Source organism: Oceanibaculum sp., from assembly GCF_022449305.1.
Taxonomy (GTDB): domain Bacteria; phylum Pseudomonadota; class Alphaproteobacteria; order Oceanibaculales; family Oceanibaculaceae; genus Oceanibaculum; species Oceanibaculum indicum.
Genome location: NZ_JAKUSO010000001.1, coordinates 13,120 through 39,137, shown reverse-complemented (window position 1 = coordinate 39,137; position 26,018 = coordinate 13,120). Strand labels below are relative to the sequence as shown.

Annotated in this window: 24 protein-coding genes; 16 read left to right on the top strand and 8 right to left on the bottom strand. The window is 67.5% G+C overall.

Features of this window, described 5'->3' with window-relative positions; translation table 11 throughout:
• Nucleotides 1-47 precede the first annotated feature (47 nt).
• From MK313_RS00175 to MK313_RS00165, 3 genes are all read right to left on the bottom strand, one after another.
• On the bottom strand, nucleotides 48-329 hold the full coding sequence (locus MK313_RS00175) for a hypothetical protein (RefSeq protein WP_287779283.1): 282 nt from the start codon (nucleotides 327-329) through the stop codon (nucleotides 48-50).
• Nucleotides 330-2,423, bottom strand: coding sequence for a tetratricopeptide repeat protein (locus MK313_RS00170; RefSeq protein WP_287779281.1), 2,094 nt, complete (start codon nucleotides 2,421-2,423; stop codon nucleotides 330-332).
• A 111-nt stretch (nucleotides 2,424-2,534) separates the two neighbouring features.
• Nucleotides 2,535-3,395, bottom strand: a complete 861-nt coding sequence (locus MK313_RS00165; protein ID WP_287779279.1) for a MipA/OmpV family protein — start codon at nucleotides 3,393-3,395, stop codon at nucleotides 2,535-2,537.
• A gap of 184 nt (nucleotides 3,396-3,579) precedes the next feature.
• Here MK313_RS00165 and MK313_RS18175 point away from each other — a divergent pair, with 184 nt between their 5' ends.
• The 9 genes from MK313_RS18175 to MK313_RS00125 all read left to right on the top strand — a co-directional run bounded on the left by MK313_RS18175 (nucleotide 3,580) and on the right by MK313_RS00125 (nucleotide 10,555).
• Nucleotides 3,580-4,053 carry a response regulator gene (locus MK313_RS18175; RefSeq protein ID WP_322098624.1) on the top strand — a complete coding sequence of 158 codons (474 nt, stop codon included), beginning with the start codon at nucleotides 3,580-3,582 and terminating at the stop codon, nucleotides 4,051-4,053.
• 3 nt (nucleotides 4,054-4,056) lie between these two features.
• Nucleotides 4,057-4,332, top strand: coding sequence for a helix-turn-helix domain-containing protein (locus MK313_RS18170; RefSeq protein WP_322098623.1), 276 nt, complete (start codon nucleotides 4,057-4,059; stop codon nucleotides 4,330-4,332).
• On the top strand, nucleotides 4,329-5,750 hold the full coding sequence (locus MK313_RS00155) for an ATP-binding protein (protein WP_287779277.1): 1,422 nt from the start codon (nucleotides 4,329-4,331) through the stop codon (nucleotides 5,748-5,750). The genes MK313_RS18170 and MK313_RS00155 overlap by 4 nt, the downstream gene beginning before the upstream one ends.
• Nucleotides 5,751-5,844: 94 nt before the next feature.
• Nucleotides 5,845-6,048, top strand: a complete 204-nt coding sequence (locus tag MK313_RS00150; protein ID WP_008945223.1) for a hypothetical protein — start codon at nucleotides 5,845-5,847, stop codon at nucleotides 6,046-6,048.
• An 84-nt stretch (nucleotides 6,049-6,132) separates the two neighbouring features.
• Nucleotides 6,133-6,522, top strand: a complete 390-nt coding sequence (locus MK313_RS00145; protein WP_287779274.1) for a hypothetical protein — start codon at nucleotides 6,133-6,135, stop codon at nucleotides 6,520-6,522.
• Nucleotides 6,523-6,591: 69 nt separating this feature from the next.
• A complete protein-coding gene (locus tag MK313_RS00140) occupies nucleotides 6,592-7,380 on the top strand; it encodes an N-acyl homoserine lactonase family protein (RefSeq protein ID WP_287779273.1) in 789 nt (262 codons plus the stop codon).
• 93 nt (nucleotides 7,381-7,473) lie between these two features.
• Nucleotides 7,474-9,771: a xanthine dehydrogenase family protein molybdopterin-binding subunit gene (locus MK313_RS00135; RefSeq protein ID WP_287779272.1), complete on the top strand. Its 2,298-nt coding sequence runs from the start codon at nucleotides 7,474-7,476 to the stop codon at nucleotides 9,769-9,771.
• Nucleotides 9,772-9,900: 129 nt separating this feature from the next.
• On the top strand, nucleotides 9,901-10,308 hold the full coding sequence (locus MK313_RS00130) for a hypothetical protein (RefSeq protein ID WP_008945227.1): 408 nt from the start codon (nucleotides 9,901-9,903) through the stop codon (nucleotides 10,306-10,308).
• 73 nt (nucleotides 10,309-10,381) lie between these two features.
• Nucleotides 10,382-10,555 (top strand): hypothetical protein, encoded by a 174-nt coding sequence (locus MK313_RS00125; RefSeq protein ID WP_156816302.1) that lies wholly within the window; start codon nucleotides 10,382-10,384, stop codon nucleotides 10,553-10,555.
• A gap of 6 nt (nucleotides 10,556-10,561) precedes the next feature.
• On the opposite strand, the gene MK313_RS00120 is transcribed toward MK313_RS00125, so the two are convergent.
• Nucleotides 10,562-11,296: an SDR family NAD(P)-dependent oxidoreductase gene (locus tag MK313_RS00120; RefSeq protein WP_287779268.1), complete on the bottom strand. Its 735-nt coding sequence runs from the start codon at nucleotides 11,294-11,296 to the stop codon at nucleotides 10,562-10,564.
• 111 nt (nucleotides 11,297-11,407) lie between these two features.
• Between MK313_RS00120 and MK313_RS00115 the strand changes: the two genes are divergently transcribed.
• Both MK313_RS00115 and MK313_RS00110 read left to right on the top strand, forming a co-directional pair.
• Nucleotides 11,408-13,582: a thiamine pyrophosphate-dependent enzyme gene (locus MK313_RS00115; RefSeq protein WP_287779265.1), complete on the top strand. Its 2,175-nt coding sequence runs from the start codon at nucleotides 11,408-11,410 to the stop codon at nucleotides 13,580-13,582.
• Nucleotides 13,583-13,651: 69 nt separating this feature from the next.
• Complete coding sequence (locus MK313_RS00110) at nucleotides 13,652-15,313, top strand: glycosyltransferase family 4 protein (RefSeq protein WP_287779263.1); 1,662 nt, start codon at nucleotides 13,652-13,654, stop codon at nucleotides 15,311-15,313.
• Here MK313_RS00110 and MK313_RS00105 read toward each other — a convergent pair.
• Nucleotides 15,310-15,756, bottom strand: a complete 447-nt coding sequence (locus MK313_RS00105) for a MarR family winged helix-turn-helix transcriptional regulator (protein ID WP_121218972.1) — start codon at nucleotides 15,754-15,756, stop codon at nucleotides 15,310-15,312. The two genes, MK313_RS00110 and MK313_RS00105, sit on opposite strands and share 4 nt — an antisense overlap.
• 90 nt (nucleotides 15,757-15,846) lie before the next feature.
• Between MK313_RS00105 and MK313_RS00100 the strand changes: the two genes are divergently transcribed.
• The 4 genes from MK313_RS00100 to pdeM are packed head-to-tail and all read left to right on the top strand — an operon-like array spanning nucleotide 15,847 to nucleotide 20,398.
• Entirely contained in the window at nucleotides 15,847-16,932 is a 1,086-nt protein-coding gene (locus MK313_RS00100) for a WD40/YVTN/BNR-like repeat-containing protein (RefSeq protein WP_287779261.1), read from the top strand.
• A gap of 8 nt (nucleotides 16,933-16,940) precedes the next feature.
• Entirely contained in the window at nucleotides 16,941-17,213 is a 273-nt protein-coding gene (locus MK313_RS00095) for a MoaD/ThiS family protein (RefSeq protein ID WP_287779258.1), read from the top strand.
• Between the two features lie 51 nt (nucleotides 17,214-17,264).
• Nucleotides 17,265-19,727 (top strand): ligase-associated DNA damage response DEXH box helicase, encoded by a 2,463-nt coding sequence (locus MK313_RS00090; protein WP_287779255.1) that lies wholly within the window; start codon nucleotides 17,265-17,267, stop codon nucleotides 19,725-19,727.
• A complete protein-coding gene (gene pdeM / locus MK313_RS00085; protein WP_287779253.1) occupies nucleotides 19,727-20,398 on the top strand; it encodes a ligase-associated DNA damage response endonuclease PdeM in 672 nt (223 codons plus the stop codon). Before MK313_RS00090 ends, pdeM begins: the two co-directional genes overlap by 1 nt.
• Before the next feature lie 7 nt (nucleotides 20,399-20,405).
• On the opposite strand, the gene MK313_RS00080 is transcribed toward pdeM, so the two are convergent.
• The 3 genes from MK313_RS00080 to MK313_RS00070 form a co-directional block, all read right to left on the bottom strand.
• Nucleotides 20,406-20,900, bottom strand: a complete 495-nt coding sequence (locus tag MK313_RS00080) for a PAS domain-containing protein (protein WP_287779252.1) — start codon at nucleotides 20,898-20,900, stop codon at nucleotides 20,406-20,408.
• Nucleotides 20,901-20,984: 84 nt separating this feature from the next.
• Nucleotides 20,985-22,553: a cisplatin damage response ATP-dependent DNA ligase gene (locus MK313_RS00075; RefSeq protein WP_287779250.1), complete on the bottom strand. Its 1,569-nt coding sequence runs from the start codon at nucleotides 22,551-22,553 to the stop codon at nucleotides 20,985-20,987.
• A gap of 1 nt (nucleotide 22,554) precedes the next feature.
• Nucleotides 22,555-23,580: a ligase-associated DNA damage response exonuclease gene (locus tag MK313_RS00070; RefSeq protein ID WP_287779247.1), complete on the bottom strand. Its 1,026-nt coding sequence runs from the start codon at nucleotides 23,578-23,580 to the stop codon at nucleotides 22,555-22,557.
• Between the two features lie 127 nt (nucleotides 23,581-23,707).
• Here MK313_RS00070 and MK313_RS00065 point away from each other — a divergent pair, with 127 nt between their 5' ends.
• Nucleotides 23,708-26,017, top strand: coding sequence for a molybdopterin guanine dinucleotide-containing S/N-oxide reductase (locus tag MK313_RS00065; RefSeq protein WP_287779245.1), 2,310 nt, complete (start codon nucleotides 23,708-23,710; stop codon nucleotides 26,015-26,017).
• The last annotated feature ends 1 nt before the right edge of the window (nucleotide 26,018 follow it).

The following is a 26,018-nucleotide window of genomic DNA, read 5'->3' as shown; positions in this document are numbered from 1 at the left end:
CAGGCGGCATGCCAGTGACAAAAAGCCTCCCTTCGGGGAGGCTTTTTTTATCGTGCTCGCGCGTCGCGCCAGTGGGCCAAAGCCTGGGCGACCCTTGCGGCTAGCGCGTCCCACCCCTCAGGCGTGCGGCGGCGGAACAGGGTCAGCGACGGATACCAGGGCGAATCACTACGGTCCGTCATCCAGCGCCAGTCCGGCTGGTCGCTGAGCAAGATCCAGCCCGGCGTGCCGGCTGCGCCCGTCATATGCACGACGGAGGTGCAGGAGGAGATGACGTGTTCGCATTTCGCGCGCTCGGCCCTGCCGTCCAGCCCGTCCGCCCCAGCCACCTATAAAAGGCCGCAGTCATCCGCGATACGGTCGCCTCCTTCCACCTCCGTCAGTTCACTACGGCCCGGCCCTACCTGCAGCGAGACGAAGCGCACGCCCTCAACAGCCAGCAGAGACTGCAATGGCGCCAGACCGGGCGAGCGCTCCCTGTCGCCGGAAAAATAGGGATTGCCGCGCCAGCACAGGCCGATGATCGGCCGGTCACCGCTAACATTGTCGGGACCGCGCACCACCTGTCGCCATCTTGCTTCGCGTGCCGGATCGCGGAGACCGGGAGGCGGCGGCGGCACATCCTCCGGCCTTGCGATGCCCAGCCGGGCGGGCAGGGACATCAGACCGTCCCAACGCTGGACGGTAGGCAGCGGCCCGTCCCAGTCGAACACATTCTCGGGCGGCAGCAGGCGGCGGACCGCCGGCAGTGTTGCCGGCTTGCCGGCGAAGATCACCCGCCCGCCCGGCCCCAGCGGGATCAGCGGCAGGAAACGCAGGAATTGCAGGCTGTCGCCCAGCCCCTGTTCGTCCAGCACCAGCAGGGTCTCGCCCGCAACGGCACCGCCAGTCCAGCGCGGGGTGGCGGGGCCGACACGGCGCAGGCCCAGCGCTTCATGGCGATGCTCGAAATGCGGCCAGGCCTCGGCATAGCGGCCCATCAGCAGCAGGGTGAAGGCCAGATCCCAATGCGTGTCCGCCTTGCCGTCGAGACGCGCCGACCGCCGCAGCACCTCGGCGGAACGGGTCAGGTCGCCGGCGCGGCGCCAGAGATTGCCTAGGCTGCGCAGGATACGGGGCTCGCCTGGCATCAGGGCCAGCGCACCGCGGAAATCCGCCTCCGCCCCCTGCAGGTCACCGCCGATCCGGCGGACATTGCCGCGATCCATGCGGGCCGCCAGATGGTCGGGTCTTTGCGCCAGCACCTCGGCATAGACGCGCTCCGCCTCGCTGGAGCGGTCGGCCTTGTGCAGGCACTGCCCCCAGGCGTAGTCGGCAATGTACGGTTCCGGCGTCACCGGCTTGCCGGATGCCGCTCTTTCCAGCACAGCGGCCAGAATTTCGGCCTGCCGGTCCATACTCCAGCTCTTGCCGATCAGCGCCAGCGCGGCCCTGGCCTTCGAGGCCGCTTCCGGGCGCCGGTCATAGGCGCGCTGCATGGCCTCCAGCATCTCATCGACGCTGCTCTCGCCCCAGCCGGAAAGGTCTGGGGCGCCGGTCAGCACGGCTTGCTGTTTCAGGGGGTAGAGATGCTTGCCGATCAGGTCGAGATTGCCGGTATTGGCGGACAGCACGACCGGCACGCCGCTCGCCATTGCCGCCAGTGCCAGCGGATTGGTCCCGGCGCTGCCACGATCAGGGAAAACCGCCAGGTCGCACTGGCGCAGCAGCTGCGGCAGGTCCGGCCCGGACAATTGATGCGCGTCGAGGATTGCGTCCGGCGGGATGCCGTGCCCGGCCAGCCAGGGGCCGATGTCCAGCACATCCCCTTCCGGCTGGGGTGGCTGGGCGGGAAGGGAGGTTGGCCAGGGCGATTCAAAACGGTCTGGCAATGTCCAGCCCGGCACCAGCAGGACTTCCGGGTGGCGGTCACGGAAGCGGCGGAAGGCGGCCAGTGCGATGTCCGGTCCGGCGCGGTAGGCGAGCGGACCGCCGCAGAAGATAAGGTATTTGCCCGGGGCGATGCTTCTCTTGGGCTCCGGCCGGAAGATGCCGGTGTCCACGCCGGCTGGATGGCGTCGTACCGCCGTCAGCCCGGCCTCCCGCAGCAGGCGGGCATTCCATTCGGAAGCGGCGAGCACCAGGGCCATGCCAGCCGCCCGTTGCCGCCCCTCATTGGACAGGCTGGCCTGAATGAGGCTGGCGACGCCGATATCCGGCGTACCCCGGAAAGCGGCCTCCGTGGGGTCGGTCAGGGAGTGAAGAACCGGAAAGGGTGCCCGGACGTCTGCCTCCGTCCAGGGGACAGCGGGCAAGCCCTGCCGGCGGCAGTCATCAAGCCGCGCCGGCGGCACGGCGAGGATCAGCCCCCGGCGAACCGCCTGCCGTGCGAGATCGATGAGATAGGCTTCGTCGAAGCCGCTGGCGATGCCGATCCGGTTCATGCCTGTCCTGCCGAAACTGTGTGTCAGCTTCTCCCCGGCAGCGCGGCATCTGTCAATGCTGCCGGGCGGTGGACAGGGTCCCGTTCGGCGCTTCGCCAGCGTTCGGCGTCGTTAGAATTTGTAGGTGATGTAGAGGCCGGTGCTGAACTGGTCCTCGGAGCCGAGATCCGCCACCAGCGGGCTGTCGGCAGCGTCGCCCAGCATGCGCTTGTAGCCCACCCGGCCGGTGATGGACCAGTTTTCGGTCAGCAGATAGTCGAGGTCGAAGGTGATGCCGGCATCCTGAAAGCCGCTTTCCGCCTGATATTGCCGCATGCCGCTGCGTGCTGATTGCACGCCGGTCACGCCATAATAGGCCTGCATGTAGTTATCGTCCGCCCAGGTGGTGGAAATCTCGCTGCGCAGCATCAGCTTCGGGCCCAGCTGCATCCGATGGCCGGCCGAAAGTTCCGCCGTCATGCCGTCATGCGCGTCGCTGACATCGCGGAACAGCGTCAGGCCTGCCGACCACGGGCCCGTGCTGTAGCTGATGAAGCCGCCAAGCTCGACCGCGCCGTCGATATCGCCCATGCCGCGCAGATCGTCACTGTCGTCCTGGTCGCGGCCGAAGCGGTAACGGACCAGCGGCCCGACCTGCAGCTTGTCACCTGGATTGGGGCCCTGCAGGGTCAGCGCATTGGCGCCCAGCGTCGTCCCGTGCAGAAAGACCATGTCGCGGTAGTTCACCATCAGGACGGGCAGGGCGGAGACCTTGTACTCGTCGCTGCCTTCGTACTCCGGCCGGACCAGCCCGCCACCACCCAGCCGGATGTCCCAGTCGCTGTTTGCCGCTTTGTCGGCCGGCTTCTGACCGGGCTTCTGCCCAGCTTGCTGGCCAAGGGCGGCAGAGGAGAATGTGATCACCGCCAGGGCGGACAGGGCCGCGGCGGTCGGCAGAAGGCGCGATTGACGGCCAGGGGTCATGCTGTTCATCAGGGGTAAGGCCTTTTTGCTGAAAGCCCCGGCAGGGGCGGATGTCGCCACCTTAAGCGCGTGGCCGGCCGGGCAGGTGTCTGGGACGTGACGGAATGTTTCAGAATGTTGCAGCGCGGGAGACGGTTCTGACCCCGGTGATATAGTGGCGCCAGTTCGATACACCAGAGGCCCCGGAAGCAGCGTGACCGTCAAACCCACGAACCATGTCCTGATCGTCGATGACGACCATCGCATCCGCGCCATGCTGGCACGGTTCCTGTCCGATCATGGGCTGAAGGTGAGCCAGGCCGGCGATGGGCGGGAGATGTTCACCATCTGCGAGGCGGCGCGCATCGACGTCATCGTGCTGGATATCATGATGCCGGGCGAGGACGGGCTGTCGCTCTGCCGCCGCATGCGGGCACAGAGCAGCGTGCCGATCATCCTGCTGACCGCGATGAGCGGCGACACCGACCGGATCATCGGGCTGGAGATCGGCGCCGACGATTATGTGGTGAAGCCGTTCAACCCGCGCGAGCTGCTGGCCCGCATCCGTGCCGTTACCCGCCGGCTGGGGGCGGCCAGTATCAATGCCGAGCGCCCGACGGCAGCGGTGTACGAATTCGCCGGCTGGCAGCTGAATTCCAGACTCCGCACCCTACCCTCTCCGGCCTGAGCTGTGACCGACCTGCCCAGTGGAGAGTTCGACCTGCTTGCGGTGATCCTGGAATATCCGCAGCGTGTGCTGAATCGCGACCAGCTTCTGGATCTGGCGCATGGCCGCATGAGCGAGGCCATCGACCGCAGCATCGATGTGCAGATCAGCCGGCTGCGCCGCAAGATCGAGGCCGACCCCCAGAACCCGGTCTTCATCAAGACCATCCGCAATGAAGGCTATTTTTTCGCCGTGCCGGTTGCCCTGCAGCAGGATATGGCAGCGAGGAGTCCAGCGTGAGAATTCCCTTCTGGTCGCGGCTCAGGCTCGCCCCGCGCATCGTGCTGGTTGTCCTTGGCGGGATGCTGGCGGTCAAGGCTGTCGATAAGGCGATGCCGCTGCTCATCCGCCCGCCCGAAATCATGTTCTTCGACCGCGACTGGCTGCTCGACAATCTGCGCGATATACGCGACCGCAGTGTCGCCGTGCCCGTCGCTGAACGGGCCGCCGTCCTGGAAGACCTGCCGGTCCGGCGCTGGCTCGATGTTGTGGCGCTGGAGACGCCGCCGGATTTTTCGCATACCGCGCGGGGAGGGGGCTTTGCCGATCTGCATGAGCGGATCGTCGGTCTGCTCGGCCTGGAACCGCAGGATGTGCTGATGATGGCGGATGATCTGGACGATCCGGAATATTCGCCGCGCCCGTTGGTCATCATCCTGCCGCCGCTGCCGACGGTGATGACGGATGTGCTCGACGACAGGGGCAGTAACATGCTCAGCAGCGATCTGCGCATTGCCGTCCGGATCGGCCCTTCGGAATGGCTGGTGGTGATGCCGCACAGCGACGGCCAGGAAAATCTGCGGATGATCCGAAACATGCTGTTGCCGGTCTTTGCGCTGGTGATGATCGGGCTGGCGTCGGTCTGGGTGGCACGCGGCATCGTGCGGCCGCTGGACGATCTGGCGGCAGCGGCGGAGAAGCTGGGCCGGGACCGTGAACTGAGTCTCGTTGGTGAGTTCAACGCGCCGGAGCTGCGGGCCATCGGCAGTTCCTTCAACGCGATGCAGCTCCGGCTGAAGCAGTTCGTCGATGACCGGCTGCAGATGATCGCGGCGATCAGCCATGATCTGCGCACCCCGCTCACCCGGCTGCGGCTGTTCGCCGAGTATGTGCCGGACCAGGACCAGCGGCGCCAGGTGCTGTCGGACATCAACGACATGGAGGCGATGGTGAGCGCGACGCTGACCTATGCCAGCAACCGGCTGAAGGATGAGGCGTACAGCGCGGTCGATCTCGGCGCGCTGCTGATCAGCCTGTGCGATACGGCGGCCGATGCGGGATGCCGCGTTATCTATGACGGTCCCGATCATGCCGGCCTGACCTGCCGGCCGGTGGCGATGCGCCGGGCCTTCGCCAACCTGATCGACAATGGCTGCAAGTTCGGCAGTGAGGTTCGGGTGACGCTGCGCGACGGGCCGGACGCCTTCGCCATTTCCGTTGCCGATGACGGGCCGGGCATTCCGGCGGAACAGCGCGAGGAGGCCTTCCGCCCCTTCATGCGGCTGGAGAGTTCGCGCAACCGTGAGACTGGCGGCACCGGGCTTGGCCTGACGATCACCCGCGACGTGATCCTGGCCCATGGCGGCACCATCCGGCTGGAGGAGTCACCGGCAGGGGGGCTGCTGGTTGCAGTGACCCTGCCGAAGGCACGCGGATAGGATGCGCGTATATTGATCTATCGCAACGGCCGGGCGCTCCCCTTGCCCTATGGTTCGATAAAATACGCTGGCGGAACCGCATACGGAGACTGAAATGCTGGGCTGGGTCGTTCGCATCATGCTGTCCCTGTCAGCCATGCTGACGGGACTGTTCGTCGCCGAGGACGCCCACGATTTCCACATCGTGAATGCCTTCGTCGCCATCGCCCTGATCCTGCTGGGCTTCGTGCTGCTGGTCTATTGGCGGCGCATCCTGGATGTTGCCGCCGGCCTGTTCTCCCGGCAGGACCGGCCCTAGCATTCTCTCTCCCTCTCTGGGGAACATTGGGCCGCCCTTGCCAGTTGGTTAGGGAAACAATGGAACCCCAGTGGGAGAAGAATCATGTACAGACGCAGCCTGTTCGCCGCCCTGGTCGGGATTGGCCTGCTGCCCGGTATCGCCGCCGCCTCGGATTGCGCCGGCCGCGCCAATCAGCTGATCGCCGAGACGAAATCCGGCAAGCAGCAGATGGTCGATGACAAGGCCAAGGTGGTGCTAAACACCAAGGACGGCGCCAAGGATGTCAGCGGCGCCACCGATTCCGCGAAGCCGCGCGATACCTGGATTGGCGCCCCCGGCAATGAGACCCGCGCCATCGACAAGCTGGAAGCGGCCATCGATGCTGATCGCAAGGGTGATCATGACAGCTGCCGTCAGCTGGTGGCCGAGGTCGAAACCATGCTGGTGGAGCCGGGCAGCACCGACAAGGAACCGGCCAAGAAGACGCAGTAGCCGTTTTCGGTCTCCACCCTGCCATATCCTGTCCTACACTGCTGAAAAAGCGTCAGGGAGGGACAGGGCGTGACGGAAGACTACAAGGTCTATGCGGTGAAATACGCGCATCATGCGCGCAAGGCCTCGGAGAATTTCATCGGCGGCGATCCGCATGACGGGCCGATGCCGCTGGATTATTTCGTCTGGGCCATCGTCGGCGAGAAACACAGTTTCATCGTCGATACCGGCTTCGACCGACAGGAGGCGGCGAAGCGCGGCCGCACCATCACAAGGCCGGCGGGCGAGGGGCTGAAGGCCATCGGCATCGCGCCGGAGGCCGTGTCGGACGTGATCGTCACGCACATGCATTACGATCATGCCGGCAATCACGACCTGTTTCCGAAAGCCACCTACCATCTCCAGGACAAGGAGATGGCCTATTGCACCGGCCGCTGCATGTGCCACCCGGCGCTCAGCCAGCCTTTCGCGGTGGATGACGTGACGGCGATGGTGCGCCGCGTGTTCGACGGGCGGGTACGGTTCCATGACGGCGCGTCGGAACTGGCGCCGGGCGTGTCCGTCCATGCGCTGGGCGGCCATACGGCGGGGCTGCAGGTGGTGCGGGTGCGCACACGGCGCGGCTGGCTGGTGCTGGCCTCCGATGCCTCGCATTTCTACGCCAACATGGATCAGGGCCGGCCCTTCCCCATCGTCTATAATGTCGCCGACATGCTGGAGGGGCACCGCACGGTGAAGGCGCTGGCCGGGCCGGAGGGCGATGTCATTCCCGGCCACGATCCGATGGTGCTGGACCGCTATCCGGCGGCGGCATCCGGGCTGGAGGGCTGGGTGGTGCGGCTGGACGGCGAAAAATAGCCGGCGCGGTTTGCGGGTGCTTCAAACGCGCCGCTTTGCGCACTACAGTCGCTGTTCCATCCGTTCCAGCCAGCCCCAGCCAGAATTGAGATCATGCTGCGCCTCGAAGATGAAGCCCTGTTGACCGGCAAGGGCCGGTATGTCGCCGACCGCCGGCCCGAGGGCATGCTGACCATGGCGGTCCTGCGCGCGCCGCTGGCGCATGGCACGATCCGTACGCTGGATGTGGAGGCCGCGCGGGCGATGCCGGGCGTGCGGCTGGTGCTGACGGCAGACGATCTGACGGCAGCCGGCATCGGTCCGCTGAAGGTGGCGGGTGAGGTGCCGAACCGCGATGGCAGCCCGATGGCGGTGCGCCACCGCCCGGTGCTGGCCGAGGGCACGGTGCGCTATGCCGGGGAGCCTGTCGCCGCCGTCATCGCCGACAGCGAGGATCAGGCGCTGGACGCGCTGGAGGCCATCGTGCTGGACCTCGACGAGTTGCCGGTGATCGTCGATCTGGAGCAGGCCGCCGAATCCGGCGCGCCAAAGGTCTGGCCGGACCTGCCGGACAATCGCAGCCTCGACTGGGAGATCGGCAACCGCGAGGAGACGGAGCGGCTGTTTGCCAAGGCCGCCCATGTGGTGGAACTCACGGTGCGGCATCCGCGCATCGTCATCGCCCCGGTCGAGACGCGCGGCGCGCTGGGCGAGTATGACCCCGCCAGCGGGCGCTATACGCTGACGACGCCGAGCCAGGGTGTGGTCGCGATCCGCGCCAGCATGGCCGACTGTCTGGGTGTCGGCACCGACAAGCTGCGCGTCATCACGGAGGATGTCGGCGGCAGCTTCGCGGTGAAGATCTGGCCCTATCCGGAACAGGTGCTGGCGCTGGTCGCGGCGAAGGCGACCGGCCGGCCGGTGCAATGGATATCCAGCCGCACCGAGGGCATGGTGTCGGACGCGATGGGCCGGGGCCGCGTGGACCGGGCGGCACTGGCGCTGGACAAGGATTACAAATTCCTCGCCTTCAGGATCGACGCGCTGGGCGATATGGGCGCCTATATCAACCATGTGGCGGCCACCATCGTCACCAAGGGTGCTGTGCGCGTGTTCGGCCATTGCTACCGGATTCCGGGTCTCTATTACCGGGTGCAGGGGCTGTTCACCAACACCGTGCCGACCGACGCCTATCGCGGCGCCTCCAAGCCGGAGACGGTCTCCACCACCGAACGGCTGATCGATTATGCCGCCGAGACGCTGGGCATCGACCGGATCGAGTTGCGCCGCCGCAATCTGGTGACGCCGGCTGATCTGCCCTACAAGACCGCGATGGGCGAGACCTATGATGGCGGCGATTTCCCAGCCGTCCTGGACCGCATCCTGAAGGCCGCCGATATCGACGGCTTTCCTGCCCGGCGCGCGGAGAGCGAGGCGCGCGGTCTGCGGCGCGGGCTGGGCCTGACCCTGCATCTGCATGCCACCGGCGGGTCGGTGGCGGAGCGCAGCGAGGTCATCGCCCATGCCGACGGCACGGTGACGGTGCGTAGCGGCACGCAGGATTCCGGGCAGGGGCACCGCACGGCGCTGGCCATGGTGGCCGCCGAGACGCTGGAAATCCCGGTCGAGCGTATCCGTGTCGAGCAGGGCGACAGCGACTTCCTCACCAAGGGCGGCGGGACCGGCGGCTCCAACCTGATGCCGATTGCCGCCAACACGGTGCACCGCACGGCGGAGCAGCTGATCCACCAGGCCCGCGCGGTCGCCGGGCAGATGCTGGAAGCGGCGGTGCAGGATATCGAATATGGGCTGGGCGAGTTCCGCATCGCCGGCACCGACCGCAAGCTGAGCCTGGGCGAGGTTGCCGCCGGCTGGGAAACCCTGCCGGACGCCGCGCGCGATACCGAGATGGGCACCGGCTGCGCCGTGCAGCTGGATTTCGAGGGGCTGCACACCACCTTCCCGAACGGCGCTTATGCGGTGGAGGTCGAGATCGACCCCGACACCGGCAAGGTCGATGTGCGGCGCTGGACCGGCATCGACGATCTGGGCCGGGTCATCAACGAGGCGACGGCGCAGGGCCAGCTGCATGGCGGCATCGGCCAGTCGGTCGGCGAGGCGCTGCTGGAAGCCGCGCATTATGACCCGGAGACCGGCCAGCTGCTGTCCGGCAGCTTCATGGATTACACCATGCCGCGCGCCGACGATGTGCCGGCGCTCGATCTCGGCTGGGCGCCGACCGCAAGCCCCAACAGCCTGATCGGCGCCAAGGGCGTGGGCGAGGTTTCCTCCATCGGCGGGCCGGGGCCGGTCATGAACGCCGTGCTGGATGCGCTGAAGCCTTATGGCGTGGCACATATCGATATCCCGATGACGGCGGAAAGGGTGTGGCGTTCAATTCATAAGAAATAACTTATGATTGGCAAATTAGGGTATCCTGGAACCGTTAGGCAGGCGCGCCCGTTATAGGGGGGAGAGCAAACAGGGCCGCTATCTGGCCGGCCTTGCATACCCCCGAACTGCCAATCAGGGAGTTGAGCCATGAAACCCTATATCCTGTGCGCCGCCGTGTTTGCGCTGGGCGCCTGCGCCACACAGCCCGCGCCGCTTGGCCCGTCTATTCCGGACGAGCCCGCCGGTCCCGCCATGTCTGCCACTGAGGTGCGGGCGCTGGTTGTCGGCAATACCGGCACCGGCACGATGAGCGGCTCCAACGCCACCTACGCCATGTATGTGATGCCTGGCGGCAAGGCCGAGCTGCGCCGCCCGACCGGCGTCGAGGCCGGCAACTGGCAGATCACCCCGGACGGCAAGTTCTGCGTGAAGTGGGAGCTGTTCCGTGGCGGTGAGGATTACTGTCAGCGGGTCTACAAGAACGGCCCGGTCTATCAGTTCCACAATCTGAACTCTGTCGAGCTTCTGACCTTCGAGGCGGGCCGTCAGCTCTGATCTGACGCGATAGAGCCTCCCCGTAACCGGATCTGGCGGCGCGCCCGCGCTGCCTCAAGCGAAAGGTAGAGCTATGTTGGTACGCACCCTCATCGTGATTCTTGCCGTGGGCATGCTCAGCGCCTGCGGCGGCCGGTTCGCCGGCTTCGACAATTGCTCGGCTGACGGCTCCGTCGTCTGGTACGAGTATCCCAATGCGGACGGCACCTATGAAGGGCTGAATAACGGCCCCTGCGACCGCCCGTAACAGGTTTCAGGCGATATACAGCCCGCCATTCGCATGCAGCGTCGCCCCGGTGACGTAGCCGGCGAGAGGGCTGGCCAGAAAGGCGATGCAGTTCGCCACCTCCTCCGGCGTTCCAAGCCGCCGGAGCGGGGTGGCGTTCAGCAATTCAGGCCCGCGCGCCTGCATCAGCGGCTGCACCATCGGCGTGTCGATCAGGCCGGGTGAGAGGGCATTGACCCGTACCGGCGCCAGCTCCTTCGCCAGCGACCGGGCCAGCGACAGCACACCGCCCTTGGCGGCGGCATAGTGCGCATGGGTCGGGCTGCCATAATGCGCGGCCATGGACGCGACCAGCACCATTGAGGCGTCGGGCCGCAGCGCCGGCAGCGCCGCCTGGCACAAATGAAACACCCCATCCAGATTGACCGCCAGCGTGTGCGACCAGCTGGCCGCACTCATGTCCGCGAACGGATCGGTCGGGTAGAGGCCGGCATTCGGCACCACCACATCCACACCGCCGAACTTCTCCTGCGCCTGCTTCACAAGCTTCCGCGAACTTTCCGGGTCGGTCACGTCATGCCGAGCCAGCAGCAGCCGGTCAGCCGGCAAGTCGAGCGCAGCGCCTAATTCCTCCAGCCGCCGCTCATCCAGATCGCCCAGCGCGAGGCTGGCCCCGGCGCGCGCAAAGACCCGTGCGGTGGCAAGGCCGATGCCACCGGCGGCCCCGCTCATCAGCAGCACCCTGCCCTCGAATGAAATCATGGCCTGCCCCCTTGTTCCCCTTCAGCCCGGACCGTAAGGTCACGCTAATCAAGCATTTAAGCAACCGGCTGGCGGCGCGGTAAAGCCCGGCGGCTGACGGGGAGGGGTTCCGTGCCCGACTATGAAGAGCTTTCGCCGCTGGCCCCCTGGCGCGCGCTGCGCACCACGAAACGCGACTGGGACAAGACCGATCCGGCGCTGCTGGATTCCCTGCTGACGCAGCTGCATCTGATCCGCGCCTTCGAGGAGGAGGTGCTGGTGCTGGCCGGCGAAGGGCTGGTGCATGGCCCGGTGCATTCCTCCATCGGGCAGGAGGGCGGCGCGGTCGGCTCCATCCTGCCGCTGCGCGCGACCGATCAGGTCAGCGGCTCGCATCGCGGCCATCACCAGTTCCTCGCCAAGGCGCTGTCCTATGTCCGCCCGCAGGGCCATGACCCGCGCGGTGCGGTGGAGGGCGAAACGAAGGATGTGCTGAGCAAGACGCTGGCGGAAATCCTCGGCCTTTCGCAGGGCTATTGCCGGGGTCGCGGCGGCTCCATGCATCTGCGCTGGGATGCGGCTGGCGCGCTGGGGACCAACGCCATCGTCGGCGGCGGCGTGCCGCCGGGGGCGGGGGCGGCGCTGGCGCATAAGCTGGCCGGCACCGGCGATGTGATGGTGGTCTATTTCGGCGATGGTGCCGTGAATATCGGCGCGGTGCTGGAGAGCATGAACATCGCCGCCGCCTGGTCGCTGCCGATCTGCTTCTTCATCGAGAATAATCTCTACGCGGTTGCAACAACGGTAGCCGAATCGACGCGCGAGGCGCGGCTGTCCGGCCGGGCACTGGGCTTCGGCATTCCGGCCTGGCGGGTCGATGGCATGGACCCGCTGGCCGTGCATCTGGCGATGGGCGAGGCGTTGGCGCATATGCGCGCCGGCAAGGGGCCGACGGTGATCGAGGCCGAGGTCTATCGCTATTTCCACCAGAACGGGCCGCTGCCGGGCAGCGCCTTCGGCTACCGCAGCAAGGAGGAGGAGGCCGATTGGCGCGCCCGTGACCCACTGGACCGGGTGGCGCGGGAGATGATCGACCGCAAGCTGGTGACCCAGTGCGAGGTGGACGGATTGCGCGCCCGAGCCGTGGCGGCGATGCAGGAAGCGAGCGCCGCCCTCACCCAGGCGGATGGCAATAGGCGGATGATCGTGCCGTCGCTCTGGCCCGATCCCGGCTTCCGCGATGTCGGCATTAGGGGCGACCTGTCGGAGCTGTCCGGCCGGCGCGTGGAGGAGGAGCACAGCTACAAGGGCGCGCTGATCGAGCGGAAATTCGTCGATGCCGTGGCCGATGTCATGCACCGTCGCATGGAAGAGGATTCATCGATCCTGCTGATGGGCGAGGATATCCACCGGCTGAAAGGTGGCACCAACGGGGCGACGCGGGGGCTGGCGGATGCCTTCCCCGGCCGGGTGCTGGGCACGCCGATCGCCGAGCAGGCCTTCCTCGGCCTTGCCGGCGGGCTGGCCGCCGACGGGCGCTACAAGCCGGTTGTGGAATTCATGTACCCGGATTTCATGTGGGTCGCCGCCGACCAGGTGTTCAACCAGATCGGCAAGGCCCGCCACATGTTCGGCGGCGGGACGGAGGTGCCGCTGGTGCTGCGTACCAAGGTGGCGATGGGCACGGGCTATGGCTCGCAGCATTCGATGGACCCGGCCGGCATTTTCGCCACCTCGCCGGGCTGGCGCATCGTCGCCCCGTCCACGCCCTTCGACTATGTCGGGCTGATGAATGCCGCACTGGCCTGCCGTGACCCGGTGCTGGTGATTGAGCATGTCGATCTCTACCAGTCGATGGGCCGCATTCCCGACGGTGATCTGGATTACATCATTCCGTTGGGCAAGGCGCTGGTGCGCCGCGAAGGGCGCCGGGCGACGGTACTGACCTATCTCTCCATGGTGCCGAAATGCCTCGCCGTGATCGAGCGGCTGGGGCTGGATGTGGAGCTGATCGACCTGCGCAGCCTGGACCGTGCTAGCCTGGACTGGGAGACGCTCGGCGCCAGCATCGAGAAGACCAACAATGTGCTGATCGTCGAACAGGGTGCGAGAGGCACCTCCTATGGCGGCTGGCTGGCCGATGAAGTCCAGCGACGCTATTTCGACTGGCTGGACCAGCCGGTGGAGCGGCTGGCAGGCGGGGAGGCCTCGCCCAGCGTGTCGAAGGTGCTGGAACGCGCCGCCATCGTCGGCGAGGCGGAGATCGAGGCCGCCCTACAGCGTCTGCTGGCCGCCCAGGGCGGATAAGCCCCCATCTTGCAGGGATACCCGTCTTGCGGGGATACTCGCCGCCTTGACGCTGACGGGGAGAGCGAGGTGGGGTCAACGGAAGCCGGGCACAACGCGGCCATTCTCTATCGCCCGGACTCCACAGCCGGCAAGCCTTTGGGGCGGCAGGTGGCGGATGAGGGATTCGTGCGTGCCTATGCCCGGCACGCGGTGGCGGATGCGCTCTATTGCTGCGCGACCACCGCGCAGGATGCGGAACGCTTCGCAGCCCTTGCCGAGTGCGCCGGAGGTCCGAAGCGGACGGTGCGCTGGGCGCCGATGGACAGTGCGCCGGCCATCGCGGAGGCGGGCTGCCTGTTCCTCGCCGGTCCGAACCTCCGTCCTGCCGCCTTTCTGCGTCGTGGCTATAATCAGCGGGGCTACAGCCTGTGCGGTCTGACGCACACCATCGCCTCCGCCGGGGCGATGGATGCCATCGGCGATCTTCTGCTGGCCCCCGTGCAGCCTTGGGACGCGCTGATCTGCACCTCGCGGGCTGGCCGTGACGCGGTGGAGCGGCAGCTGCAGGAGGTCGCCGCCTATCTGGGGCAGCGGCTGGGCGCACCGCCGCCCGCACTGCCCGAACTTCGGACGATACCGCTGGGCGTCGATACCGGCGCCTATACCCGGCGTGAGGAGGATCGGGCCGCCTGGCGCGCGCGGTTCGGGATCGGGCCGGAGGATATCGCCGCCCTGTATGTCGGCCGGCTGAGCGCGCATGCCAAGGCCAACCCGGACCCGCTCTATATGGCACTAGAGCGTGCGGCGCAGCGGACCAGCCGCAAGCTGCACCTGATCCAGGCCGGATGGTTTCACAATGCCGGGCTGGAGCGTGCTTTCCGAACCACCGCCGCTCAGTTCGCGCCGTCGGTGGCGGTGCATGTCGTCAGCCCGCTGGAGGAGGAGGCGCACCGGCGGATCTGGTCGGCGGCGGATTTCTTCGTCTCGCCCAGCGACAATATTCAGGAGACTTTCGGCCTGACGCCGGTGGAGGCAATACCGGCCGGCCTGCCGGTCCTGGTCAGCGACTGGGACGGCTACCGCGACACGGTGCGCGACGGCATTGACGGGTTCCGCATCCCCACCCTGACGCCGGGGGCGGGCGGGGGCGGCGACCTTGCCGTGCGCCACGCGCTTGGCATCGACCGCTACGACGTCTATGTCGGCAAGGCGAGCCTGTTCACCGGCTTCGATGTCGATGCCTGTGCGGAAGCCTGCGTGAAGCTGGCCGAGGATGCCGGCCTGCGCCAGCGCATGGGCGACAGCGGGCGCACACGAGCCCGCGACCTCTATGACTGGCAGGTGATCGTTAAGGCCTATCAGGCACTGTGGGCGGAACTGGCGGAGCGCCGGAACAGAGCGCCGGAGCTGGTGCCGCTTACCGGAGACGTGGCCGACCCCTGGCGGATCGACCCGTTCCAGCAATTTGCCGCCTATCCCAGCCGGGCGCTGCGCGCGGATTGCCGGGTGCGCCTGACATCCGAGGGGCTGTGGGATCTTGAGGCCGCCTATGCCTCCCCGCATATCAAATATGCCGCCCAGTCGCTGCCGACGGTCGAGGAAGCCCGGAGCCTGTGCCGGCGGCTGACCGAGGTGCCGGAATGGCGGGCGGACGATCTGGTGCGGCATCTGCCGCCCGACCGTCAGCCCATCGCCTTCCGGGGACTGGCGTGGCTGGCGAAATACGGGATCGTGACGATCCTCGATTAGGACAGCGCGACCAGATCGTCGCGCAGCCGCTGCGGATCGGCGTCGCCCAGCAGTTTCTCGATCTCGGCGTGGGATTCCTCCCACACCGGCACCGCCTGGGCCAGCAGGGTGCGGCCGGCATCGGTCAGCACCAGCCGGCGGCTGCGTTTGTCCTTCGGGTCGATCAGAATGTCCACCAGGCCGCGCCGCGTCAGCGGCTTCAGCGCGGCGGTCAGGGTGGTACGGTCCATCGCCAGCAGGGTCGCCACGTCGCCCATGCGTGCCGGCTCCGGGCGGTTCAGCGACATCATCAGGGAGAACTGGCCGTTATTCAGCCCGACCGGCCGCAGCACCTCGTCGAAGCGGCGCGCCAGCGCCCGGGCCGCGCGCTGGGTGTGCATGCACAGGCAGGTGTCGCGCACCAGCAAGGTCGTCTCGAACGGAACGGTTTCACGTTTTGACATGATCAATTAATGTTGATATCAACTTTTAAGTCAAGCCCCAGACCAAGACACATGCAGGCGGGGTGACAAAAATCAAGCGCGGAGGATGGGATGACGCAAAGACTGCTGGTTCTGCTGGGCACCAAGAAGGGCGCCTTCATTCTGGAAAGCGACCCGGCCCGGAAGGATTTCGCACTGCGCGGCCCGTTCTGCCAGACATGGCCGGTCAACCACGTCATCGGCGATCCGCAGACCGGCACGATCTACGCCGGCGGCGGCGATGCCTGGTTCGGGCCGGCGGTCTGGAAATCCACCGATGGCGGCGAGAACTGGAGCCATTCCAGCGCCGGCCTCGCCTATCCCGAGGGGCAGGAGCCGATAAAGTCGGTCTGGAGCCTTGCCCGCGCCGCCGATGGCAGCCTCTATGCCGGGGTGGAGCCGGCCGGCCTGTTCCGCAGCAGCGATGGCGGCGAGAGCTGGGTGCCGGTGTCGGGGCTGAATGCGCATCCGACGCGCGGTCAGTGGATGCCGGGCGGCGGCGGGCTGATCCTGCATTCGCTGGTACCGCATCCGACCGACCCGAAGAAGCTGTGGGCTGGCATCTCCACCGCCGGTGTGTTCTACACCGAGGATGGCGGCGAGAGCTGGGAGCCGCGCAACCAGGGCACACGCTGCGACTATAATCCGGAGGATCAGCGCTATCCGGAAGTAGGGCAGTGCGTCCATTCCATCGTCATGGCACCGGGCATGCCGGACCGGCTCTATCAGCAGAATCATTGCGGCATGTACCGCAGCGACGATGGCGGCCGGCAGTGGCACAGTATCGAGGCGGGGCTGCCCTCCAGCTTCGGCTTTCCGGCCGCCGCCCACCCGCACGACCCGGACACGCTGTTCCTGGTGCCGCTGAATGGCGACATCGCCGGCCGCTACATGCCCGGCGCGAAGGCGGCCGTCTGGCGCACCAGCGATCGCGGGGCGAGCTGGCAGGACAAGCGCAACGGCCTGCCGCAGGAACACGCCTTCTTCGGCGTGCTGCGCCAGGCGATGGCGACCGACCGGCTGGAGAAGGCCGGGGTCTATTTCGGCACCAGCGGCGGCGCGCTCTATGCCAGCAATGACGAGGGCGAGAACTGGACCTGCCTTGCGCAGCACCTGCCGACGATCTTCTCGGTCGAGACGCTGCTGCGGGCGGCCTGAGAGGCAGCATGAGCGGTACGGTAACGGTGACCCTGCCGGCGGCGCTGCTGCCGCTGTTCCCCGGCGCGCCGGGTCTGCTGCAGCTGGACGCCGGCACCGTAGCGGAATTGATGGACGCGCTGGAGGCACGCTGGCCCGGCATGCGCGACCGGCTGTGCGACAGCCGGCCCGCCATCCGCCGGCATATCAATGTGTTCGTCGAAGGCCGGCGCGCGACACTCGATACGAATCTTGCGCCGGGTGCCGAGGTCTTCATCATCACGGCGGTCAGCGGCGGGTAAGCGCGCGGAAGGGGCTTTGACCGGGCCCTGCTTCGGCTTACATCTGCGGCGATGCCAGACGAAGCGACTCTCGACATACTGCCCGAAAGCTTCCGCGCCTGGTTCGCCCGGCGCGGCTGGCAGGCGCATGACCATCAGCTGGCCATGCTGCGCGCAGCGAAGGCAGGCCGCTCGGCATTGCTGATCGCGCCGACCGGCGGCGGCAAGACGCTGGCCGGCTTCCTGCCCAGCCTGGTCGAGCTGGCGGATGGTGGCTATGACGGGCTGCACACGCTCTATGTCTCGCCGCTGAAGGCGCTGGCGGTCGATATCCACCGCAATCTGGAACAGCCGGTGGCGGAGATGGGCCTGCCGGTCCGCATCGAGACGCGCACCGGCGATACGCCGCAATCCAAGCGTCTGCGCCAGCGCACGAAACCGCCGCAGATGCTGCTGACCACGCCGGAATCGCTGGCGCTGCTGCTCTCCTATCCCGATGCGCCGGAAATCTTCGCCGGGCTGAAATGCGTGGTGCTGGACGAGCAGCACGCGATGGCCGGCACGAAGCGCGGCGATCTGCTGGCCCTCGGCCTCGCGCGGCTGTCGCGCCTCGCCCCCGGCTGCCGGCGCGTCGGCCTTTCGGCAACGGTGGCGCATCGCGATCCGCTGCTGGCCTATCTGTCGTCGGAAGGCCGCGCCGATGCCGGCGATGTCGATCTGGTGAGCGGCGGAGAAGCGGCGAAGCCGGAGGTGAAGATACTGCTGCCACAGGGGCGCATGCCCTGGTCCGGGCACATGGCCGTGTTCGCCCTGCCGGAGGTCTATGAGGCGGTGAAGGCGGCAAAGACCGCCATCGTCTTCGTGAATACCCGCGCCCAGGCGGAGATCGTGTTCCAGGAGCTGTGGCGGCTGAACGAGGACAATCTGCCCATCGGGTTGCACCATGGCAGCCTGGCCGTGGAGCAGCGCCGCAAGGTGGAGGCGGCGATGGCGCGCGGCGCCTTGCGTGCCGTGGTGGCGACATCCTCGCTCGATCTCGGCATCGACTGGGCGGCGGTCGATCTGGTGGTGCAGGTCGGCGCGCCGAAGGGGGTGAGCCGCCTGCTGCAGCGCATCGGCCGGGCCAACCACCGGCTGGATACGCCCAGCCGCGCCCTGCTGGTGCCGGCCAACCGCTTCGAGGTGCTGGAATGCAAGGCGGCGCTGGACGGCATCCGCGCCATGGAACTGGATGGCGATCCGCCCCGTCCCGGCGGACTGGATGTGCTGGCCCAGCATATTGTCGGCACCGCCTGCGCCGGGCCGTTTCAGGCCGATGCGCTGTATGCGGAGGTGCGCCGCGCAGCGCCCTATGCCGGGCTGGACCGCCAGACCTTCGACGATGTGCTCGATTTCTGCGCGACCGGCGGCTATGCGCTGCGCAGCTATGACCGCTACCGCCGGCTGATCGGCGATGGCAAAGGGGGATGGCGGCTGTCGCACCCGTCGCATCTGCGGCGCTACCGGATGAATGTCGGCACCATTGTCGAGGCGGTGACGCTGAAGGTGCGGCTGAACCGCGGGCCGGTGCTGGGCGAGGTCGAGGAATATTTCGTCATGGGGCTGGAGCCGGGCGACACCTTCCTGTTCGCCGGCCGGCTGCTGCGCTTCGACGGCTTGCGCGAGACCATCGTGCAGGCCAGCCCGGCCACCGGTGACGCACCGAAGATACCGGCCTATGCCGGCGGGCGGCTGCCGCTCTCCACCTCGCTGGCCGACCGGGTGCGCGGCCTGCTGCAGGATGATGCGAACTGGCCGACGCTGCCGGCCGCGGTCGAGGAATGGTTGCGCATGCAGCAGTTCCGCTCCGTCATGCCGCGCCGCGACGGGCTGCTGGTCGAGAGCTTCCCGCGCGGCGGCAAGGAATTCCTGGTCGCCTACTGCTTCGAGGGGCGCAACGCGCACCAGACGCTGGGCATGCTGCTGACACGGCGGATGGAGCGGATGGGGTTCGGCCCGCTGGGCTTCGTCGCCTCCGATTATGTGCTGGCGGTGTGGAGCGTGAAGCCGGTGCCGGCCGCCGCGATGGACGAGCTGTTCGCGGAGGATCTGCTGGGCGATGATCTGGAGGAATGGATGGATGAGAGCAGCATGCTCCGCCGCACCTTCCGCAATGTCGCGGTGATCGCCGGGCTGATCGAGAAACGCGCGCCGGGGCAGGAGAAGACGGGGCGGCAGGTCACCTTCAGCACTGACCTTATCTATGACGTGCTGCGGAAGCACGAGCCGTCGCATATGCTGCTGCGTGCCACCCGCGCCGATGCGGCGGGAGGCCTGACCGATATTTCCCGCCTGTCCGCCATGCTGGGCCGCATCAGGGGCCGGCTCACGCACCGGCGGCTCGACCGCATCTCGCCGCTGGCCGTGCCGGTGATGCTGGAGATCGGGCGGGAGCAGGTCTATGGTGCCGGCCTCGACGATCTGCTGGATGAGGCCGCCGAGGCGCTGATCGAAGAGGCCACCCGTCTGCCGCCGCAAGCCAGCCTGCCCCTGTGATGCCGAATGCCTCCCGATTCCTGCTCAACGGCGCCGAACTGACCGCCGATTTCAGCGGCGCGCTGTGGTGGGAGGAGCGCCGCCTGCTGGTCGCTGCCGACCTGCATCTGGAAAAGGGCAGCGGCTATGCCCGGCACGGCACGCTGCTGCCGCCCTATGACACGCGGGAGACGCTGGCCCGGCTGGAGGCGGTGATGGCGCGGCTGAAGCCGGCAATGGTGATCTGCCTGGGCGACAGCTTCCATGATGGCAATGCCGCCACCCGGCTGGACGCCGACGATGTCGCGCTGCTGTCGCGGCTGACGGCATCCTGCGACTGGCGGTGGATCGCCGGCAATCACGATCCGGCGCCGCCGGTGGACTGGGGCGGACGCGTTGAGCCCGAGATCGTGCTGGGGCCGCTGGTGTTCCGGCACGAGGCGGAGGCGGGCAGTGCGATGGGCGAGGTCAGCGGCCATTACCACCCGAAGGCGACGGTGCAGACACGGGCGCGTCGGGTCTCCGGGCGTTGCTTCGTCACCGATGGCAGGCGGCTGATCCTGCCGGCCTTTGGCGCCTATGCCGGCGGGCTGGATGTGTCCGACCCGGCGATCGGGCGGCTGTTTCCGAAGGGCTTCGACATTCACTTGATCGGCCGCGCCAGGGTGCACAGCCTGCCTGGAAGGCGTTAGATCGGGGTTAGTCCGGACTGTCCACCAGCACCGACAGCGCCATCAGCATGTCGACTGTCCGCCCGTCCTCTGCCATCGGCAGGAAGATGTTCTCCACGAACTCGAAATCGCGGGTACGGGTCAGTCTTTGCGGGCCCAGCCGGTAGGTCGGCTGGCGATGCTCCGCCGTCGCCCGGTAGCGCTCCGTCAGGCTGGGATTCTGCTCATAATCGAGGGACGCATCCTCCAGCCGTTCGCCGGTGGGGTCATGGCCCAGCCGGTTCACGATGCGGCTGCCGACCAGCCGGAACCGGAATTCGGGTCCGGGCCAGATGACATCCAGCAGCCAGATGCGTGGCAGCAGGTCCGGTATATCCAGCGGGTCCATATGCTGGCGGCCCGGCAGAAGGCCGGGCGGTGCAATCCGCAACCAGTAATCATGCGCCGCGCGGACAAGCGGATTCCAGCCGCCCCGGTCGGTCGCATCATCGACCAGAAACCAGTCTCGGGCCGTCTCCGTCACAAAGCGGCTCCCAGAAGCGGACATCCGAAGGGCAAGGCGCGGTATCCCGTTATCTTTACACTGCCGGGATTGAATCATACTTCATTATGTCAAGGCTAGCCCCGCCACTGTCTCGATGCGGTCGGCCTCCTCCGGCGGCTTGTCCCAGCGGATGCGGTGGATGCGCGGGAAGCGCAGCGCATAGCCGCTCTTGTGCCGGGCCGACGGGTGCGCGCTGTCGAAGGCCACTTCCAGCACCAGGCCGGATTCCACCGCGCGCACCGGGCCGAACCGGTCGGTCGTGTGGTTGCGCACCCATTTGTCCAGCTCCAGCAGCTCCGCATCGGTGAAGCCGGAATAGGCCTTGCCGACCGGCACCAGATCCGTTCCGCGCCAGACGCCGAAGGTATAGTCGGAATAGAAGGAGGAGCGCTTGCCATGCCCGCGCTGGGCATACATCAGCACGACATCCAGCGTCAGCGGGTCGCGCTTCCACTTGAACCAGGGGCCTCTCGGCCGGCCCGCCAGATAGGGGCTGTCGCCGCGCTTCAGCATCAGCCCCTCGATGGCCGCGTCGCGGGCGCCGGCGCGCAGCACCTTCAACTCATCCAGATGCGCGAAGGGGATCAGCGGCGACAGATCCATGCGGTCCGGCCCGGTCCGGGCGTGCCAGGCATCCAGCCTTTGCCGGCGGGCATCGAAGGGCAGGGGGCGGAGGTTCTCGTCGCCATCGAACAGCAGGTCGTAGAGCCGCACATGCGCCGGGTGTTCGCGCAACAGTTTCGGCGTCACGCTCTTGCGGTTCAGCCGCTGCTGCAGATCGTTGAAGGGGGCAACCTCGCCATCGCGCAGAACCAGCAGTTCGCCATCCAGCACCGCGTCGAACGCCATCGCTTCCAGAATGTCCGGGAAAGCGCCGGAGATATCGTCGCCGGTACGGGAATAAAGCCGGCGTTGCCCGCCGCGCGCGGCGATCTGCACGCGGATGCCGTCCCATTTCCATTCGGCGCGGTAGGCGGCTGCATCCAGCGCCTCGATCTCGCGCTCCTCCAGCGGATTGGCCAGCATCAGCGGACGGAAGCCGGCGCCGGCCTCCACGGCGGGGCGCGGAGCCTTGCCCTCCACCCAGGCGAACAGCGGGGCGTAGGGCATCTCCAGCCCGTGCCAGACTTCCTCCACCTCGGCGGGGTCGATATTTCCCAATGAGGCCACGGCGGTCTTGGCCAGCCGCGCCGAGACGCCGACGCGCAGGCCGCCGGTGATCAGCTTCAGCAGCGCCCAGCGCCCGGTCGCGTCCAGCGCGTCCAGCCATTCCGCCAGCAGGCCCGGCACCTCGGTGCGGCCGGCACTGTCCAGCCGCTCCACCACTTCGGCCAGATGCGGCCAGTCTCGGTTGCTGCGTCTTTCCGGCCAGATCAGCGCCGCTGTCTCCGCCAGGTCGCCGACGAAATCATAGGACCAGCCGAACAGTTCGGGATCGACACGCTCGGCCACCAGCTGGCGGATCAGCGCCGGCTTGGCGGTGCGGAAGGTGAGGTCGCCGGTCAGCGCCGCCAGCGCATAGCCGCGGTCCGGGTCCGGCGTGTTGGCCATATAGTCGGCGATCAGCCGCAGCTTGGCGTTGCGCGACGGGGTGAAGATCAGCGCATCCAGCAGGGTGGCGAAGGGCTTCACGCTATTGCCCCTCTTCCTCGAAGCCGACCAGCGACAGGGCGCGCGCCTCGATGCCGCGCTGCCGGGCAGCATGGACCAGCGCCTCCTCGCGGCCATGCGTGACCCAGACTTCCGGCGCGCCGACATCCTCCAGCGTCTGCATCAGCTCGTCCCAGTCGGCATGGTCGGAGATCACCAGCGACATCTCCACGCCGCGCTGCTTCGCGCGCTGGCGCACCCGCATCCAGCCCGAGGCGGCGGCGGTCAGCGGATCGGGCAGGCGGCGCGACCAGCGGTCGGCGATGGCCGACGGCGGGGCCAGCACGATCTGGCCCCGGAAAGCCTCCTTCTCTGCCGCCAGCGCCGGGCGCAGCGGCCCCAGCGGTACGCCCTCCGCCTCATAGAGGTCGCACAGCGCCTGCAGCGCGCCATGGACATAGAGCGGCCGGTCATAGCCCGCCTCGCGCAGCAGCCGGATCAGCCGCTGCGCCTTGCCCAGCGCATAGACGCCGACGACATGTGCACGCTCCGGGAACACGGTCAGCGAATGCAGCAGTTTTGCGATCTCCTCCGTTTCCGGCGGGTGACGGAACACCGGCAGGCCGAAGGTCGCCTCGGTCACGAACACATCGCAGGGTACCGGCTCGAAGGCCGGGCAGGTCGGGTCGCGCCGGCGCTTGTAGTCGCCGGAGATGACGAGCCGCGCGCCGCGCCAGGTGAGGCTGACCTGCGCGCTGCCCAGCACATGGCCGGCCGGATGCAGCGCCACCTCCACCTCGCCGATGCGGATATTATCGCCATAGGCCAGCGCCTGCCGTGCCTGGCCGGTCTCCTCGCCATAGCGGGCGCGCATGATCGCCAGTGTGCCGGATGTTGCCAGCACCGCCCTGTGGCCGGGGCGGGCATGATCGGCATGGCCATGGGTGATGACGGCGCGGTCCACCGGGCGCATGGGGTCGACATAGAATCCGCCGGGGCGGACATACAGCCCCTCGGGTCGTGTCTCGACCCAGTTCCCCGGCCAGTTCTCGGCTTTGCTGTTCGACATGACGCCCACTATATGGCGTGGCTCGCGCTGTTCGGCCACCGCCGCAGGTCTGCTTTACGGCGGCGGATGTTGAAGTGGGACCGTTCCTCTCTTATTGAGAATATAAAGTTCCATAAGGGAGGCAGTCATGACCGGCGGCAAGGGCGTCATTCACAGCTCGCACTGGGGCGCGTTCCGCGCCCAGGTGAAGGATGGGCGGGTTGTCGGCGTCACCCCCTTCGAGAAGGACGAGGCGCCGTCGCCGCTCATTACCTCCATGCCGGAGGCGCTGTATGACGAGAGCCGCATCCGCCAGCCGATGATCCGCAAGGGCTGGCTGGAGGATGGGCCGGGCGGCCGCCGCTATCTGCGCGGGGCCGACGCCTTCGTGCCGGTCTCCTGGGACAAGGCGCTGGACCTCGCCGCCGCCGAGCTGAAGCGGGTCAGCGACAGCCATGGCAATGAGGCGATCTTCGGCGGCTCCTACGGCTGGTCGAGCGCCGGGCGCTTTCACCATGCGCGCACCCAGCTGCACCGTTTCCTGAATGGCATGGGCGGCTTCACAAGGCAGGTGCAGAATTACAGCTACGCCGCCGCCATCACCCTGCTGCCGCATATCGTTGGCTCACTGGAATCGGTGCAGGGGCCGCTTTCCTCCTGGGACGGCATCGCGAAGCACACGAAGCTGATGGTCTGCTTCGGCGGCGTGCCGCTGAAGAATGCGCAGATCGATTCCGGCGGTGTCGGCTCGCACATCACCCAGCCCTGGCTGGAACGCTGCAAGCAGGCCGGTGTGGAGTTCGTGAACATCAGCCCGCTGCGCGACGACGCGGCGGATTTCCTCCAGGCCGAATGGCTGCCGGTGCGCCCGAACAGCGACACCGCGCTGATGCTGGCGCTGGCCCATACGCTGGTGACGGAAAATCTCCACGATCAGGCTTTCCTCGACCGCTATACGGTCGGGTTCAACGAGTTCCTGCCCTATCTGCTGGGCAAGAGTGACGGCCAGCCGAAGGATGCGGATTGGGCGGCGGGGTTGTGCGGCATCCCGGCGGAGACCATCCGTGGCCTTGCCCGGCGCATGGCCGGCACCCGCACCATGATCGCCACCGCCTGGTCGCTGCAGCGCGCCGACCATGGCGAGCAGCCCTACTGGATGCCCGTTACCCTGGCGGCGATGCTGGGCCAGATCGGCCTCCCCGGCGGCGGCTACGGCTTCGGCTATGGCTGCGAGGCGGCGATGGGCGCGCCGCGCAAGAAGCTGCCGACGCCGAACATGCTGGCGGGGCGCGGGTCGGTCGATAACTTCATCCCGGTCGCGCGCATCGCCGACATGCTGCTGGAACCGGGCGGCACCTACGATTATGACGGCGAGAAGCGCACCTACCCGGACATCAGGATCGTCTATTGGTGCGGCGGCAATCCGTTCCACCATCATCAGGATCTGAACCGTCTGGTGCAGGCCTTCCGCCAGCCCGACACGGTGATCGTGAACGAGCCCTGGTGGACGGCCACGGCGCGCCATGCCGACATCGTCTTCCCGGCGACCACGACGCTGGAGCGCAACGATCTGGGCTCCAGCCCGCGCGACCGCTTCGTCATGGCCATGCATAAGGCTGTGGAGCCGGTGGGCGAGGCGCGGCATGACCATGACATCTTCGCCGGCATGGCGGAGCGGCTGGGCTTCCGCGAGGCCTTCACCGAGGGCCGCAGCGAGATGGAATGGGTGCGCCACCTCTATGAGGTCTGGCAGCAGCGGATCGCCGAACATGACGTCACCGTGCCGTCCTTCGAGGCGTTCTGGGAGGTCGGCCATGTCGAGATTCCGGCACCGGAGAAGCCCTTCACCCTGTTCGAAGGGTTCCGCGCCGACCCGGATGCCCAGAAGCTGGATACGCCGTCCGGCAAGATCGAGATTTTCTCCAGGACCATCGCCGGCTTCGGCTATGACGATTGCCCCGGCCATCCGGTCTGGCGCGAACCGAAGGAATGGCTCGGGTCGGAGGCGGTGCGCGACTATCCGCTGCATCTGATGTCGAACCAACCGCGCACGCGCTTGCATGGCCAGCTCGACAATGGCACGGTCAGCCGCGCCAGCAAGATCCAGGGGCGCGAGCCGATGTGGCTGCATCCCGAGGATGCGGCGGCGCGCGGGCTGAAGGATGGCGATGTGGCGCGCGTGTTCAACGGGCGCGGCGCACTGCTGGCCGGTGTCATCGTCTCCGACGTGGTGATGAAGGGCGTGGTGCAGCTGCCGACCGGCGCCTGGTTCGACCCGCTGGAGCCGGAGCATCCGGGCAGCCTGGAGAAGCACGGCAATCCCAACGTGCTGACCCGCGACCGCGGCACCTCGCGCCTGGCGCAGGGGCCGGTGGCGCATAGCTGTCTGGTCGAGGTCGAGCTGTGGCGGGATGAGCTGCCGGAGGTGACCGCCTTCAGGCAGCCGGCGATCGCCTAGA